15 protein-coding genes are annotated in these 14,770 nt (G+C 69.2%); 9 read left to right on the forward strand and 6 right to left on the reverse strand.

Features of this window, described 5'->3' with window-relative positions; all coding sequences use genetic code 11:
- Nucleotides 1–10: 10 nt before the first annotated feature.
- From tgmB to BN1701_RS26395, 3 genes are read right to left on the reverse strand one after another with little or no spacing between them, the layout of a single operon-like run.
- The gene (tgmB, locus tag BN1701_RS26385) at nucleotides 11–982 is read right to left on the reverse strand and encodes an ATP-grasp ribosomal peptide maturase (RefSeq protein ID WP_054053223.1); all 972 of its coding nucleotides are present in this window, start codon (nucleotides 980–982) and stop codon (nucleotides 11–13) included.
- On the reverse strand, nucleotides 979–1,227 hold the full coding sequence (locus BN1701_RS26390; RefSeq protein WP_054053225.1) for a hypothetical protein: 249 nt from the start codon (nucleotides 1,225–1,227) through the stop codon (nucleotides 979–981). The genes tgmB and BN1701_RS26390 overlap by 4 nt, the downstream gene beginning before the upstream one ends.
- On the reverse strand, nucleotides 1,227–1,457 hold the full coding sequence (locus BN1701_RS26395) for a hypothetical protein (RefSeq protein WP_157368234.1): 231 nt from the start codon (nucleotides 1,455–1,457) through the stop codon (nucleotides 1,227–1,229). Before BN1701_RS26395 ends, BN1701_RS26390 begins: the two co-directional genes overlap by 1 nt.
- Nucleotides 1,458–1,579: 122 nt before the next feature.
- Between BN1701_RS26395 and BN1701_RS26400 the strand changes: the two genes are divergently transcribed.
- The 8 genes from BN1701_RS26400 (at nucleotide 1,580) to BN1701_RS26430 (ending at nucleotide 7,940) form a co-directional block, all read left to right on the forward strand.
- Nucleotides 1,580–2,443, forward strand: a complete 864-nt coding sequence (locus tag BN1701_RS26400) for a helix-turn-helix transcriptional regulator (protein ID WP_054053229.1) — start codon at nucleotides 1,580–1,582, stop codon at nucleotides 2,441–2,443.
- A 5-nt stretch (nucleotides 2,444–2,448) separates the two neighbouring features.
- On the forward strand, nucleotides 2,449–2,637 hold the full coding sequence (locus BN1701_RS34685; RefSeq protein ID WP_082860064.1) for a DUF397 domain-containing protein: 189 nt from the start codon (nucleotides 2,449–2,451) through the stop codon (nucleotides 2,635–2,637).
- 24 nt (nucleotides 2,638–2,661) lie between these two features.
- Nucleotides 2,662–3,279, forward strand: a complete 618-nt coding sequence (locus BN1701_RS26405; RefSeq protein ID WP_067520896.1) for a DUF1707 domain-containing protein — start codon at nucleotides 2,662–2,664, stop codon at nucleotides 3,277–3,279.
- Nucleotides 3,280–3,391: 112 nt separating this feature from the next.
- Entirely contained in the window at nucleotides 3,392–4,420 is a 1,029-nt protein-coding gene (tdh, locus tag BN1701_RS26410; RefSeq protein WP_054053231.1) for an L-threonine 3-dehydrogenase, read from the forward strand.
- A 1-nt stretch (nucleotide 4,421) separates the two neighbouring features.
- The gene (locus BN1701_RS26415; protein WP_054053233.1) at nucleotides 4,422–5,600 is read left to right on the forward strand and encodes a glycine C-acetyltransferase; all 1,179 of its coding nucleotides are present in this window, start codon (nucleotides 4,422–4,424) and stop codon (nucleotides 5,598–5,600) included.
- 54 nt (nucleotides 5,601–5,654) lie between these two features.
- On the forward strand, nucleotides 5,655–5,927 hold the full coding sequence (locus BN1701_RS26420; protein ID WP_054053235.1) for a hypothetical protein: 273 nt from the start codon (nucleotides 5,655–5,657) through the stop codon (nucleotides 5,925–5,927).
- Between the two features lie 4 nt (nucleotides 5,928–5,931).
- Nucleotides 5,932–6,816 carry a LysR family transcriptional regulator gene (locus tag BN1701_RS26425; RefSeq protein ID WP_054053237.1) on the forward strand — a complete coding sequence of 295 codons (885 nt, stop codon included), beginning with the start codon at nucleotides 5,932–5,934 and terminating at the stop codon, nucleotides 6,814–6,816.
- 383 nt (nucleotides 6,817–7,199) lie between these two features.
- On the forward strand, nucleotides 7,200–7,940 hold the full coding sequence (locus tag BN1701_RS26430) for a MerR family transcriptional regulator (RefSeq protein ID WP_054053240.1): 741 nt from the start codon (nucleotides 7,200–7,202) through the stop codon (nucleotides 7,938–7,940).
- Here the strand turns inward: BN1701_RS26430 and BN1701_RS26435 are convergent.
- Both BN1701_RS26435 and BN1701_RS26440 read right to left on the reverse strand, forming a co-directional pair.
- Nucleotides 7,931–8,740: a ribokinase gene (locus BN1701_RS26435; RefSeq protein WP_054053242.1), complete on the reverse strand. Its 810-nt coding sequence runs from the start codon at nucleotides 8,738–8,740 to the stop codon at nucleotides 7,931–7,933. The two genes, BN1701_RS26430 and BN1701_RS26435, sit on opposite strands and share 10 nt — an antisense overlap.
- Before the next feature lie 218 nt (nucleotides 8,741–8,958).
- A complete protein-coding gene (locus BN1701_RS26440) occupies nucleotides 8,959–11,070 on the reverse strand; it encodes an MMPL family transporter (RefSeq protein ID WP_054053244.1) in 2,112 nt (703 codons plus the stop codon).
- A gap of 59 nt (nucleotides 11,071–11,129) precedes the next feature.
- On the opposite strand from BN1701_RS26440, the gene BN1701_RS26445 reads away from it, so the two are divergent.
- A complete protein-coding gene (locus tag BN1701_RS26445) occupies nucleotides 11,130–11,798 on the forward strand; it encodes a TetR/AcrR family transcriptional regulator (RefSeq protein WP_054053246.1) in 669 nt (222 codons plus the stop codon).
- Nucleotides 11,799–11,801: 3 nt separating this feature from the next.
- Here BN1701_RS26445 and leuS read toward each other — a convergent pair whose 3' ends face one another.
- Nucleotides 11,802–14,582: a leucine--tRNA ligase gene (leuS, locus tag BN1701_RS26450; RefSeq protein ID WP_054053248.1), complete on the reverse strand. Its 2,781-nt coding sequence runs from the start codon at nucleotides 14,580–14,582 to the stop codon at nucleotides 11,802–11,804.
- Nucleotides 14,583–14,770 lie beyond the last annotated feature (188 nt).

Below are 14,770 nucleotides of genomic sequence, written 5' to 3' on the forward strand. Positions count from 1 at the left end.
CCTGGATCCGTCATCCGGACCGACCTCCGATCAGCACGTCGGCGAACGCCGCAGCGATCGGCAGTTCGGTCAGGCGCTCCAACCACAACCATTGACCTGCTGGATTGCACTCCAGGAAGACCCACTCGCCGTTCGGCTTCACGATGAAGTCGAACGCGCCGTAGGAGAGACCGAGGGTACCGAGATACCTCGATATTCCGTCAAGGACGGGTTCGGGAACCTTGGTCGGTGTATAGACCAGCGCGTCGTAGTCGGATCGCCAGTCGACGCGAGCGGCGTCACTGGTGGCGTCGATCGCCACCGCGAACGCGGTCCCGCCCACCATCGTCACCCGAACCTCGTGATCCTTCGGGACCCAAGCTTGAAAGAGATGCGCCGTCACAGCGACCGCGTCCTTATCGATCGTCAACGGATCGATGACCGTCGTGAACGTGATCCGAATGTCGCCATCCTCTGAATGCGCGATCGGCGACAGGGCCTTGCACACGATCGGTCCAGGCTGCGCGGAAGCGAAGTCGATCACCGCGCGGTGATCATTGGTGATCAGGGTGGCAGGCGTCATGAGCCCACACCGAGCCGCGACCGCCAGTTGCAGGGGCTTGTATTCGGCGGACGCGACGCGAATCGGATCGTTCACCCACAACACGTCCATCGCGGCGAGCACACCGCCCAGCCCAAGTCGAGCCTCCTCGGTCGCGAAGACCCGATCAGCGTCCGACAGTTCGTCGGGAAAGGCGAACCTGGTCGGTCTGCGGTAGTAGATCGACCGCACATCGGCCAAGTCCACCCGCCGAGGGCTTCCGGTCAACTCTCCGCGCCAGCACCGACCGTCCAACTCGGTACGGATGGTCATCGCGGCGGGAAAGTCGCCAAGATCCATTCGGACAACTGGCGCGGATCTCCGAGAAAGCTCCGCCACCACAGCCCCGGCCGTCGGGTCGTCGGCCGAACTGAGAACCAGGACGGTCTGCCGGTCGGTCATGTGTCGGTGACCACGATCGTCACCGCGTCGGTCTCCATCTTCCCGTCGCTGGAGCGCTGCGTCTGCTTGACCTCGTTGTCCCGCGTCCCGGTCGTCTCGTCTCCGGCTCGGTTGACCGGCACGACCGCCAGCGTCGCCGCGAACGGGCGGATACCTCGGTGAACATGTGCGAGCGGCACATACCCGCCGGAGGCGCACTGAGGCAGCAGCGCGGCGGCGGGAAAGATCGGGTCCTGTGTTCGCATCAGTTTTCGTCCCCTTCGTCGGTTGCTTCGAGATCTGTGATCGCTTGGGCCGCCGCAGCGGCGATCTTGGTCAGCAAGGGTCGATCGACGGTGAGCGCGAACTCGCTCTTGTGTCCGAAGTGGAGCGTGGCGAGGTTGTTGAGCTCGCCGATCTCGCAGCGCAACGAAACGTCGTCGCGGATCTCCACCCAGGATTCCACCGACACACCGCCCCGGTCGTATAGACCCACGATTCGCCACCTCCATGGTTATGGTCCATGCTCACTGAAGCCGTACAGTCACCGTAACAGCGAAGGGTGACAGTAAGGCTGTTGTGGGGATCATCAGATCGGGTGAATGTGGAGGTTCGGCCATGGGCAACGCCCGTCCGACATTCGAACGCAGACAACTCGGCCTGGCGCTACGGCGTCTGCGTGATGAAGCGGGCAAGACTCAACAGCACGCCGCCGACGCGGTCGGCAAAGTTCGGACTCGGATCGTGCAGTTGGAAGACGGCGTCGCGACGATGAGCCAGGAAGACCTCGGCAAGCTGCTGGATTGCTACAGCGTCAACGGCGACGAGCGGCGGACGGTTCTCGAACTCGGCGCCCATGCCCGCACTCGGCAGAAGAAGCGAGTGCACGTCGACCACCTACCGGATTCCTACCAGCGGTTCGCCGACCTGGAGGCAAGCGCATCGGAGATCGACTGCTTCGAGACCGGCATCATCCCGGGCCTGCTCCAGTCCGAGGGCTACATGCACGCGATCCTCGCCGAGTGCGAAGGCATCTGGTGGGAGCGCGACGCCGCCGACAGCAAGGATCGCCTGATCTTTCGCGAGCTGCGGCAGCACCGCGTCCTCGACTCCGAGGATCGGCGGATCATGCGGTTCATCATCACCGAGGACGCGTTGCGCGCGAACCTCGGCGAACCGGAGATCATGCGAGAGCAACTCCGCCACCTGCTCGGTCTGCTCCGCAGGCACCGCGATCTCACCATTCGCGTGCTGCGCAACGACGTGGCGGGCAACCCGTCACGCGGGCGCGGATTCTGGATCTTCGGCTTCGGCGAACGCGCAGCGTCGGTGGGCTATTCGGAGTCCGCCTACGGGCCGTCGAGCTACTACGATGACGAGGCGGACACGTTCCCCATGCGGCGGGCGTTCTATCGCATCTGGGAACTCTCGCTCAGCAGGCAGGAGTCGCGCCGCTTGATCGACGGCATCTTGAAGGAGTAACACGCATGGCCTCACCAGCGCGGGACACTGGATGGTTCAAGAGCTCCCGCAGCAGCGGCAACGGTGCGGCCTGCGTCGAGGTAAGGCACACGAGTACGGGCGTCGGGCTGCGCGATTCCAAGAACGCCGAGGGGCCTGCGCTGGCCGTGCCCGCGAGCTCGTGGGCCGGGCTTCTGGCGTTCACGTCACGGTAGGCGATTCGCGCCTATCCTGATTCTGTGACCATCCCCATCAGCCCGCGTGACCTGCGGGTATCCGACGCCGAGCGCAACCACGTGGTCAGCATCCTGCAGCGGGCCATCGGGCTCGGGCTGCTGAGCCTCGACGAGTTCACCGTGCGGATGGACATCGCCCTGGCCTCGCGCACGCGCGGCGAGCTCAACGGAGTGCTGGTCGACCTGCCCGGCGTGGTCCACCCCGATTCCGGGATCGAGCCCGCCAAGCCGGTGCAGTTCAAGTCGACGATGTCCTCGGTCAAGCGCGAGGGCGCATGGGTGGTCCCCCGCGACATCATGATCCGCAACCGGATGGGCTCGACCGAGCTGGACTTCACCGAAGCCGTGATCAGCCACCCGGAGATCCGGATCGAGGTCGACGTGGCGGGCGGGTCGGTCGACCTGCTGATGCCGGAGCGGGCCACGGTCGACGCCCACAACGTGGACGTCGTGGCGGGCAACCTCGAGGACAAGGTCAGCGGCGCGCAGCGCGGGTCGGGGCCGCACTTCGTGGTCACCGGTTCGGTCAGGGCGGGCCAGTTGACCATCCGGCGGCCGACGTATGTGCGCATCGGGTCGCTGACCATCCGCCGACCGTGGAGGATCAGCTGGGACGCGTAGTCTCGGCTGTGAAGCTCCGCTGACAAAGCAGTGCAGAAAGTCCCGATGGACTTCACAGGGGCTCGGCAGCAGACTCCGCGCGGGGAGGACAGCCCCACCATCGGAGGAACCCTTGAAGGCTCTGGTCAAAGTCGCCCCGGGCCCCGGCCTCGACCTGGTCGAGGTCCCGGACCCCACACCCGGTCCGGGCGACGTCCTGCTGCGCGTGCTGCGCACCGGCATCTGTGGGACGGACCTGCACATCGACTCCTGGGACGAGTGGGCGGCCAAGACGATCAAGGCGCCGCTGACCCTGGGGCACGAGTTCGTCGGCGAGGTCGTCGAGATCGGCGCCGCGGTCACCAAGGTCAAGGTCGGCGACCTGGTCAGCGGCGAGGGCCACCTGGTGTGCGGCACGTGCCGCAACTGTCGGGCGGGCCGCCGTCACCTGTGCGCCAACACCGTCGGCTTGGGCGTGCACACGAACGGCGCGTTCGCCGAGTACGCCGTGCTCCCCGAGTCGAACGCGTGGGTGCACAACCACCACGTCGACCTGGACGTCGCGGCGATCTTCGACCCGTTCGGCAACGCCGTGCACACCGCGCTGTCCTTCCCGGTCCTCGGCGAGGACGTGCTGATCACCGGTGCGGGCCCGATCGGGCTGATGGCCGCCGCGGTCGCCAAGCACGCGGGCGCCCGGCACGTGGTGATCACCGACATCAGCGAGGCCCGGCTGGAGCTGGCCCGCAAGCTCGGCGTCAACGTGGCGCTCAACGTCAGCCAGACCCCGGTGTCGGCGGTCTACGACGAGCTGCGGATGAGCGAGGGCTTCGACGTGGGCATGGAGATGTCCGGCCAGCCGTCGGCGCTGCGCGAGATGATCGGCAACATGACCCATGGCGGCCGGATCGCCATGCTGGGCCTGCCCGCCAAGGAGATCGCGATCGACTGGAGCGCGGTCGTGCTCAAGATGATCACGATCAAGGGCATCTACGGCCGCGAGATGTTCGAGACCTGGTACGCGATGTCCGTGCTGCTGCAGGCGGGCCTCGATCTGTCCCCGGTGATCACCCACCGGTTCCACCACACCGACCACCAGGCCGCCTTCGCCACCGCCCGCGGCGGCAACTGCGGCAAGGTCATCATGGATTGGGAGAGCTGAGATGTTCGGCGCGATGCGCGAGGACCTGCGGACCGGCCTGGACGAGATCCGGGCGGCTGGGCTCTACAAGGCGGAGCGGGTGATCACCACCCCGCAGCAGGCCGCGGTCCAGGTCAACGGATCCGACCCGGTGCTGAACTTCTGCGCGAACAACTACCTCGGCCTCGCCGACCACCCGACGCTGATCAAGTCGGCGCAGGCCGCGTTGGACACGTGGGGCTTCGGGATGGCGTCGGTGCGGTTCATCTGCGGCACGCAGGCCCCGCACAAGGAGTTGGAGGAGCGGCTGTCGCGGTTCCTCGGCACCGAGGACACCATCCTCTACAGCTCCTGCTTCGACGCCAACGGCGGTCTGTTCGAGACCCTGCTGACCGACCAGGACGTGGTGATCTCCGACGAGCTCAACCACGCGTCGATCATCGATGGCATCCGGCTGTGCAAGGCGAAGCGGGCGCGCTACCGCAACCGCGACATGGCCGACCTGGAAGCGCGCTTGCAGGAGGCGGCGGACGCGCGGTACCGGCTGATCGCCACCGACGGCGTGTTCTCCATGGACGGCTACCTCGCCCCGCTGGACGAGATCTGCGCGCTGGCGGAGAAATACGACGCGCTGGTCATGGTCGACGACTCGCATGCCGTGGGCTTCATGGGCGCCACCGGCCGCGGCACCCCGGAGCACTTCGGGGTCGGCGACAAGATCGACATCTACACGGGCACCCTGGGCAAGGCGCTCGGCGGCGCGAGCGGCGGCTACGTCTCGGGGCACGCCGAGATCATCGAGATGCTGCGCCAGCGCTCGCGGCCGTACCTGTTTTCCAACTCGCTGGCCCCGTCGATCACCGCCGCCGCCATCGCCACGCTTGAGCTGCTGGATTCCTCCGCCGAGCTGCTGACCAGGCTGCGGGAGAACAGCGCGCTGTTCCGCGCGCGGATGACCGAGGCCGGGTTCGACCTGCTGCCCGGCGAGCACCCGATCATCCCGGTGATGATCGGCGACGCGGCCGAGGCGGCTCGGTTGGCCGACCTGCTGCTCGAAGAGGGCGTCTACGTGATCGGGTTCTCGTACCCGGTGGTCCCGCACGGCAAGGCCCGCATCCGCACCCAGATGTCGGCGGCCCATTCGACCGACGACGTCAACCGCGCGGTCGACGCGTTCATCGCCGCTAGGGCGAAGATGTAGAACGTCCGGTTCCGGCAGACATGACACGGGCCACGCGCCGGCTAGTGTGAAGCCATGACTGAGGGGAATGACTGGCTCGACCGCCTCGGCGACAGCGATCCACCACCGGTCGACGCGCGACGTGCCCGCAGGCGGTTGGTCGGGATCGTTGTCGTCGCGCTGACCGTCGTCGCGGTGGGAATCACCGTGGGGCTGCTGGTGACACCGCCGATGCCGGAGTGCGTCCCACTGAGCGCCGAGGCCCACCAGCGGCTGGTGGACCAGGCCGCGGACCAGCAGGGCGCGCGGTCGGCCGTCGCGGTCAGCGGCCTTTGCGGCACCAAGTGATCCCGTGATCGATCCCCGGCGGCTGCGGGTGCTGCGGGCGCTGGCCGACCACGGCACTGTGACCGCCGCCGGGCAGGCCCTGCACCTGACCCCGTCGGCGGTATCGCAGCAGCTAGCGGCGCTGGAGAGCGAGGTCGGGCAGGAGCTGCTGCACCGCAAGGGGCGCCGGGTCTGGCTGACCGCGGCCGGTGAGCTGCTGGTCGAACACGCCACGGCGGTGATCGCCGAGTTGGACCGGGCCGAGGCGCGGCTGGCCGAGTTCGCCGCCGGGCGGGCCGGGCGGGTGCGGGTGGCCGCGTTCGCGTCGGCGATCACGCAGGTCGTGGCGCCCGCGCTGGCGGTCATGCGCTCGACGGCGCCGGGGGTGACGGTGTTCGTGCACGACGCCGAGCACAGCCTGCCGATGCTGCTCGACGGGGAGATCGACCTGGCGATCACCGTGCAGTACCGGCCCCGCGAGCACGACCAGCGGATCATCCACACCCCGCTGTACGCCGAGCCATTCGACGCCGTGCTGCCCCCCGGCCACCGGCTCGCCGACGCCGCCGAGGTCGACCTGTCCGATCTGGCCGAGGACGACTGGGTGGCCCCGCTGCCCGGCAACCCGTGCCGGGACGTGCTGGTCAAGGCCTGCGAGGCGGCCGGGTTCACCCCACGCATCGCCCACACGTCCGACGACTTCCACGCCGAGGCCGCGCTCGTCGCCGCGGGCGGCGGGGTCGCGCTGATCCCCCGCACGGCGCTGCGCGGGGTGGATCGGGTGCACCCGGTCACCGATCCGCCGACCCGCCGCGTGTTCGCCGCCGTCCGCCGGGGCCGGGAGACACACCCGCTGATCGTGGCCGTGCTGTCGGCGCTCCGAACCGCTATCACTGCTCAGCCGCGGTGACGTCTCGGGTGTGCGAACGCGCCGACGCAGTCTGGCGTGTTCGTGCGCCCGAGACGTCACCTTCAGGCGGCTGAGCCCGCGTCCCCGGAGGGGACGCCAAAGACTCAGCCGCGGTGACGTCTCGGGTGTGCGAACGCGCCGACGCAGTCTGGCGTGTTCGTGCGCCCGAGACGTCACCTTCAGGCGGCTGAGCGCGCGTCCCCGGAGGGGACGCCAAAGACTCAGCCGCGGTGACGTCTCGGGTGTGCGAACGCGCCGACGCAGTCTGGCGTGTTCGTGCGCCCGAGACGTCACCTTCAGGCGGCTGAGCGCGCGTCCCCGGAGGGGACGCCAAAGACTGAGGGCTTGCACCTGACGCGACGTCAGGTCTTAGCGTCGCCTTCATGAGCGAGCGGCGGTGGGCGGTCGGGGAACTGGCCAGGGCGACCGGGCTGACGGTGCGAACGCTGCACCACTACGACCAGATCGGCCTGGTCCGCCCCAGCGAGCGGACCCACGCCGGGCACCGCAGGTACACCGAGGCCGACATCCGTCGGCTGTACCGGGTGCGGGCGCTGCGGTCGATCGGGGTCGGGTTGGACGCGATCGCGGAGACCCTGGCCCAGGGGGACCGGGAGACCTTGCAGTCGGTGCTGACCGACCAACTGGCCCATCTCGACGCCCAGGTCAGACGGATGTCCGACCTGCGCACCCAGGTCCGCGGCTTGCTCGAGCGGATGAACACCGACGCCGAACCCGGCGAGGTGCTGGCGATTCTGGAGGCGATGAAGATGATCGAGAGCTACTACACACCCGACCAGCTCGACTACCTGGCCAAGCGTCGCGAGGAGCTCGGTGAGGACGCGATCAAGGAAGTGGAGCAGGAGTGGCCACGGCTGATCGCGGCGATGTCAGCCCACCACACCGCGGGGACACCGGTCGGGGATCCCGAGGTTCAGGCGCTCACTGAGCGCTGGTTCGGCCTGGTCGAGGCGTTCACCGGCGGCGACGCGGGCGTTCGCGAGTCGATGGGCAAGCTGTGGGCCGAACAGGGCGACACGATCAACCAGCAGTTCGACACCGGGATCACCCCCGGTCTGATGGAGTACGTGTACCGCGCGAACGCGGTGCGGACTCAGCCCTGAGCACCCTTCCTGGTCACTGACTCCGCCGCGTGGGCGATGGCGTGGCGGGTGGCTTCGGGGAGGGTCGCGCCCGCGGCGAGCTTGGCGGCCAAGGCGCCGGTGAATGCGTCGCCCGCGCCGGTGGTGTCGACGGCGTCGACCTGGGGCGCGGGGATGTGCTCGGTGCCGTCGGCGGTGATCACCAGCGCGCCGCGCGCGCCGAGGGTGATGACTGTGGAGCGGGGACCGTCGCCGTGGGAGTAGTCGGCCAGAAGCTTGGCCTCGTGTTCGTTGACCACGAGCGGGTCGAGCACGGCGATGGTGGCGGCGGACAGCTCGGCGACCGGAGACAGGTTGACCACCGGGCGGACGCCGTCGCGCACGGCGAGGGCGACGGCGTGCTCGACCACCGGTATCGGCACTTCCAGTGACGCGACCAACACGGCCGCGTCGCCGAGGGTGACATCGGCGGTCGTGAGGCGGGCGTTGGCGCCGGGGGAGACGATGATCGAGTTCTCGCCGTCGGGCGTGAGGGTGATGAAAGCCAGTCCGGTCGGGGTCGGCACTCGGGTGACGCTGTCGACCCCGACGCCGGCTTCGCGCAGCGCGTCGAGCAGCAAGACGCCGTAGTCGTCGTCGCCGACCGCGGCGATCAGCGCAACGTCGGCGCCCGCGCGGACGGCGGCGACGGCGGTGTTCGCACCCTTCCCACCAGGCATGATCCGGGTATCGGAGCCGAGCACCGTCTCGCCCGCCGCGGGCCTGCGGGCTACCTCGACGACCAGATCGGCGTTGGCCGAGCCCAGCACAACAACGTCCACTTGATCAACCCCCGAAGGTTTGGTCGGATCCGAACGTGCGCAAGTGTGAACGATTGGGTAGTGGAATGGATCCGGAGTGCGACACTATGCGTCAACTGTTTTCGTACTCCTCGGGCGATTCACCGGCGGGTGCGTGACGGTTACCCCGGCTGCGGCCGGTTTCGCGTCACCGGTGCCGGTCGTGTAGCCCCCCGAGCGATCGACACCGGTGGCGCGGTCTATCCAACCCGGTCCAGCGGCCGCTTCTCCACCTCCGACAGGCCGGCCCGCTCCTGCAGCCTGCGCAAACCCGCCGGTGCCCACCATGCGGCGTCGCCGAAGAGCCGCATCACGGCCGGGACCAGCAGCATCCGCACGACGGTCGCGTCGATGACCAGGGCGATGATCATGCCGACGCCCAGGAACCGCATGCTGGCCAGCGCCGACAAGCCGAACGCCCCGGTGACGACACAGAGCAGCACCGCCGCCGCGGTGATCATCCGCCCGGTGCGCAGCAGGCCCGAGCGCACGGCCTCGGCGGTCGACGCGCCCTCGTGCCGGGCTTCGATCATGCGGGAGAGCAGGAACGTCTCGTAGTCGGTCGACAGGCCGAACACCAGCGCGACGATCAGCACCATCAGCCCGGCCTGCACCGGCTGCGGGGTGACCCCGAACAACTCGGCACCGTGGCCCTCCTGGAAGACGTAGACCAGCACACCGAAGGTGGCCGACAGGCTCAGCGCGCTCATCAGCACCGCCTTGACCGGCAGCAGGACCGAGCCGAACGCCAGGAACATCAGCACCAGCGTGGCCAGCACGAGGACGGCGATCATCCACGGGATCCGGTCCACAATGGACTCGATGGTGTCGGCGACCTCGGCCGGATACCCGCCGACGAGCACCTCCGCCGACGACGGCACCGCTCGCAGACCCGCGATGATCGACGCGGACCGCTCGGAGTTGGCTTCCCCGGCCAGCGGCACGGTCAGCAGCACATCCCCGTCCCGCACTCCGTCGAGCTGGACGCCCAGCACGCCGTCGACCTGGTGCGCGTCGTCGACGAACCGCTGCTGGGTCGCGGTGTCGGCGCCGCGCAGGACGATCTTGGCCTGGTTGCCGACCGCGGCGGGGAACGTCGCGGCGATGGCCTCGGCGGTGGTGCGGCTCGGGTCGCCGGGCGGAAGCTGCTTCTCGTCGGCGCCGCCGAAGCGCAGGCCACCCAGGGGCAGCGCGAGCACGACCAGCGCCGCCACGATAGGTACCGCGACCAGCAGCGGGCGCCGCATGACCGCGTCGGCGATTCGGGCCAGCGGCAGCGCCCGGCGCCGTCGGTGCCTGCCGCGCAGCGGGATCTCCACCCGCGGCCCGAAGATGGCCAGCAGCGCGGGCAGCAGGGTCAGCGACACAACGGCCGCGATCGCCACCGCCGCCATGCCGCCGTAGGCCATGGACCGCAGGTAGTCCATGGGGAACACGAGCAGCCCGGACAGGGCGATGACCAGCAGCGTCGCGGAGAAGGCCACCGTCCGGCCCGCGGTGGCCACGGTCCGGGGGACCGCGATCCTGGTCGGCGAGCCCGCGGTGACCTCCTCGCGGAACCGGCCGACGATGAACAGGCCGTAGTCGATCGCCATGCCCAGGCCAAGCAGGACCGCGACGTTCACCGCGAACGCGTTGACCTCGAACAGCCCGGTCATCGCCCGCAGCACGCCGAGCGCGCCCAGGATCGACAGCGCGCCGACCAGCACGGGCAGCGCGGCGGCCACGACGTTGCCGAAGATCAGCACCAGCAGGATCAACGTGACCGGCAGCGACACCGCCTCGGCGACGGCCAGGTCGCTCGCGGACCGTTCGTTCATCGCCAACTCGGTCGGCACCGGCCCGCCGATCATCGTCGGCACGCCATCGACCGGCAGCTGGTCCTTGATCGCCTCGAACGCCGCGCGGCGCGCGTCGCCGTCGGCGCCCGCGAGCGTGATCAACCCCAGGACCTGGTGCCGGTAGTCGTTGGCGAGCGCCGGGTGTTTCGTGGACCAGTAGTCGACGGTGGAGTCGACCTTGTCCTTGGGCAGCGCCCGCAGCGACCCGCCAACGCGGTCGGCGAAGTCGGGATCATCGATCGAGCCGCGCGCGGTGTAGACGACAACGACGTCCGGCGCGCGCTTCCCGAACTGCCCGGTGACGATCTCCTTGACCTGGACCGACTCGCTGGCCGGGTCGTCGAACCCGCCCTGGGTCAGCTTCGCGAAGACGCCGAGACCCCAGATTCCCGCGCCGAGGGTGGCCACCAGCGTCACGGCGAGCACGACCCACCGACCGCGGTAGACCACCGCGCCCCACGCTGCGAGCATGCTGTCCCCCCGGAGAGCTACAGTCCGCTAACGGCTGCTGACCAAGGCCTGGAGACCGGATGACGCAGGTTACCCGCCGCGAACTCGCCCGCGCGGACACCGACCGGGAGATCCGCCGCACCGCGCGCGAGCTGCTGGTGCGCGACGGTCCGCGGGCGGTCTCGCTGCGCGCCATCGCCCGCGAGCTCGGCGTCACCGCCCCCGCGCTCTACCGCTACTACTCGTCCCACTCCGACCTGCTCGACCAGCTCCGCGCCGACGTCTGCGCCGATCTGGGCGCCGAATTGGCCCAGGCCCTGCCGGACGCGGACGCGCGCTCCCAGGTGCTGGCGGTGTGCCGAGCGTTCCGCCGCTGGGCGCTGGCCCACCCGCAGGAGTTCGTCCTGGTCTTCGCGACCCCCGCCCACGAGTCGACCAGCGAGTCGTTCGCGGGCGTCTTCCTCGGCGTGGTCGGCCGGATCCTGATCCCTGGCGCGGTCGACACGCCGCGGGTCCGGGAGATCCCGGCCGCGATCCGGGCCGACCTGGCCGCGTTCCTCGACTCGGTCGGCGCGCTCGGCGTCTCGATCTCCGTGGAGACCGGCTACGCGATGCTCCAGTTCTGGGGGCGGCTCTACGGGCAGGTGGCGCTGGAGGTCTTCGGCCAGTTCCCGTTCCCGGTCCGCGACGCCGAACCCGTCTTCGAGGCCATGCTGATCGACCTGGTTGACGAGTTCGGCCCGCTCTAGACCTCAGAGAACGATGTTGACCAGTCTCCCTGGCACCACGATGACCTTCCTTGGGGTGCCGCCGTCGATCAGGGCGGCCACCTTCTCCTCGGCCAGCGCCGCGGCCTTGACCGCGTCCTGGTCGGCGTCGGCGGGCACCGTCACCCGGCCGCGGACCTTGCCGTTGACCTGGATCGGGTACTCCACGGAGTCCTCGACCAGGTAGCGCTCGTCGGCGGTGGGGAACGGGCCGTGCGCCAGCGACTCGGCGCCGCCCAGCTTCGACCACAGCTCCTCGGCCACGTGCGGACACAGCGGCGCCAGCAGCAGTGTCATCGATTCAGCCACCACGCGCGGGGCGCCGTCGGGGAAGTTCTTGGTGATGCGGTTGTTCAGCTCGATCAGCTTGGCGCCCGCGGTGTTGTAGCGCAGGTTCGCGTAGTCCTCGTGCACGCCCGCGATCGCCTTGTGCAGCGCGCGCAGCGTGTCCTCGTCGGGGGCGGCGTCGCTGACCCGGACCTCACCGGTCTCCTCGTCGACCACGTTGCGCCACAGCCGCTGCAGGAACCGCTGGGCGCCGACGACATCCTTGGTCGCCCACGGGCGGGAGACGTCCATCGGGCCCATCGACATCTCGTACAGCCGGAAGGTGTCGGCGCCGTAGGTCTCGCACATCTCGTCGGGCGTGACCACGTTGCGCTGGGTCTTGCCCATCTTCCCGTACTCCTGCTTGACCTCTTGGCCATCGTGGAAGTACTTGCCGTCGCGCTCGACGACCTCGGCGGCCTCGACGTAGGCGCCGCGCGCGTCGACGTAGGCGTAAGCCTGGATCATGCCCTGGTTGAACAGCTTGCGGTACGGCTCGTCGCCGCTGACGTGGCCCAGGTCGAACAGGACCTTCTGCCAGAACCGCGAGTACAGCAGGTGCAGCACCGCGTGCTCGACGCCGCCGATGTACAGGTCGACGCCGCCGGGGTCGGCCTGGCCGTGGTCGGCCGGACGCGGGCCCAGCCAGTACTTCTCGTTCTCCGGCTCACAGAAGTGCTCGGTGTCGGTCGGGTCGACGTAGCGCAGCTGGTACCAGCACGAACCCGCCCAGTTGGGCATGGTGTTGGTGTCGCGGCGGTACTTCTTCCTGCCGTCGCCCAGGTCCAGCTCGACCTCGACCCAGTCGTGCGCGCGCGACAGCGGCGGCGACGGCTCGGTGTCGGCGTCCATCGGGTCGAACGTCGTCGGCGAGTAGTCATCGATCTCGGGCAGCTCGATCGGCAGCATCGACTCCGGCAGCGCGATCGGCTGGCCGTCCTCGTCGTAGACGATCGGGAACGGCTCGCCCCAATAGCGCTGGCGGGAGAACAGCCAGTCGCGCAGCTTGTACTGGATGGTGCCGCGGCCGTGGCCCTGCTCCTCCAGCCAGGCGATCATCGCGGCCTTGGCCTCGGTGATCTCCATGCCGTCCAGGAACCCGGAGTTGATCGCCGGACCCTCGCCGGTGAACGCGTCGCCATCGAAGCCCTCGGTCGGCTGGACCGTGCGGATGATCGGCAGCTCGAACTTGGTGGCGAAGTCCCAGTCGCGCTGGTCCTGGCCGGGCACCGCCATGATCGCGCCGGTGCCGTAGCCCATCAGCACGTAGTCGGCGACGTAGACCGGGATCTCGGCGCCGTTGACCGGGTTGGTCGCATACGTGCCGGTGAAGACGCCGGTCTTCTCCTTGTTCTCCTGGCGGTCCAGGTCGGACTTGTTCGCCGCCACCCGGCGGTACTCGGCCACGGCGTCGGCGTGCTCGGCGGTGGTGATCACGTCGACCAGCGCGTGCTCGGGCGCCAGGACCATGTAGGTCGCGCCGAACAGAGTGTCGGGACGGGTCGTGAAGACCTCGATCCCGTGCTCGCCGACCGGGAAGACGACCCGCGCGCCGTTGGAGCGGCCGATCCAGTTGCGCTGCATCGCCTTGACCTTGTCCGGCCACTCCAGGCGGTCCAGGTCGTCGATCAGGCGGTCGGCGTAGGCGGTGATCCGCATCATCCACTGGCGCAGGTTCTTGCGGAACACGGGGAAGTTGCCCCGCTCGCTGCGCCCGTCGGCGGTGACCTCCTCGTTGGCCACCACCGTGCCCAGCCCCGGCACCCAGTTGACCGGCGCTTCGGACAGGTAGACCAGCCGGTACTCGTTCAGCACCGCGTACTGCTCGGCGCGGGTCAGCTCACACCAGCCGCGACCATCGGGGGTGTCGCGCTTGCCCTGCGCGAACTGCGCCTCCAGCTCGGCGATCGGCCGAGCCTTGCCCGCGTCGGCGTCGGCGTCGAACCAGGAGTTGAAGATCTGCAGGAAGATCCACTGCGTCCAGCGGTAGTAGCCGGGGTCGACGGTAGAGATCCGGCGGCGCTCGTCGTGGCCCAGCCCCAGGCGGCGGATCTGGCGCAGGTAGTTCTGGATGTTGTCGTCGGTGGTCTTGCGCGGGTGCTGCCCCGTGCGCACGGCGTACTGCTCGGCGGGCAGCCCGAAGGCGTCGAAGCCCATGGTGTGCAGGACGTTGCGGCCGTTCATCCGGTGGTAGCGGGCGAAGACGTCGGTGCCGATGAAGCCCAGCGGGTGCCCGACGTGCAGGCCCGCGCCCGACGGGTACGGGAACATGTCCTGGACGAACAGCTTGTCGGCGGGGACCTCACCCTTGAGCGGCCCGACCGGGTTCGGCGCGTGGTAGGTGCCACGGTCCTCCCAGTGGTCCTGCCAGCGCTTCTCGATCCGCCCGGCCAGCTCGGCGGTGTAGCGGTGGCTGGGCATCGACTCGGCGTCGCTCATCGGGGAATCCTTTCGGTCCTGCTCCGGAATGAGAAAACCCCCCAGCCCAAGGGCATGGAGGGTTGCCGCGCGTACCGACCTGGTCGGTCAGCGCGGCCAACTAAGGAGCAGGCGGGCCGTCCTCATGGGTCGAGGATAGCGCACCGGGTCGACCGGGTATGGGTGCGACCTGCGACACCTCCTACCAT

Origin of the sequence: Alloactinosynnema sp. L-07 (genome assembly GCF_900070365.1) — a bacterium.
In the GTDB taxonomy this organism is placed as follows: domain Bacteria; phylum Actinomycetota; class Actinomycetes; order Mycobacteriales; family Pseudonocardiaceae; genus Actinokineospora.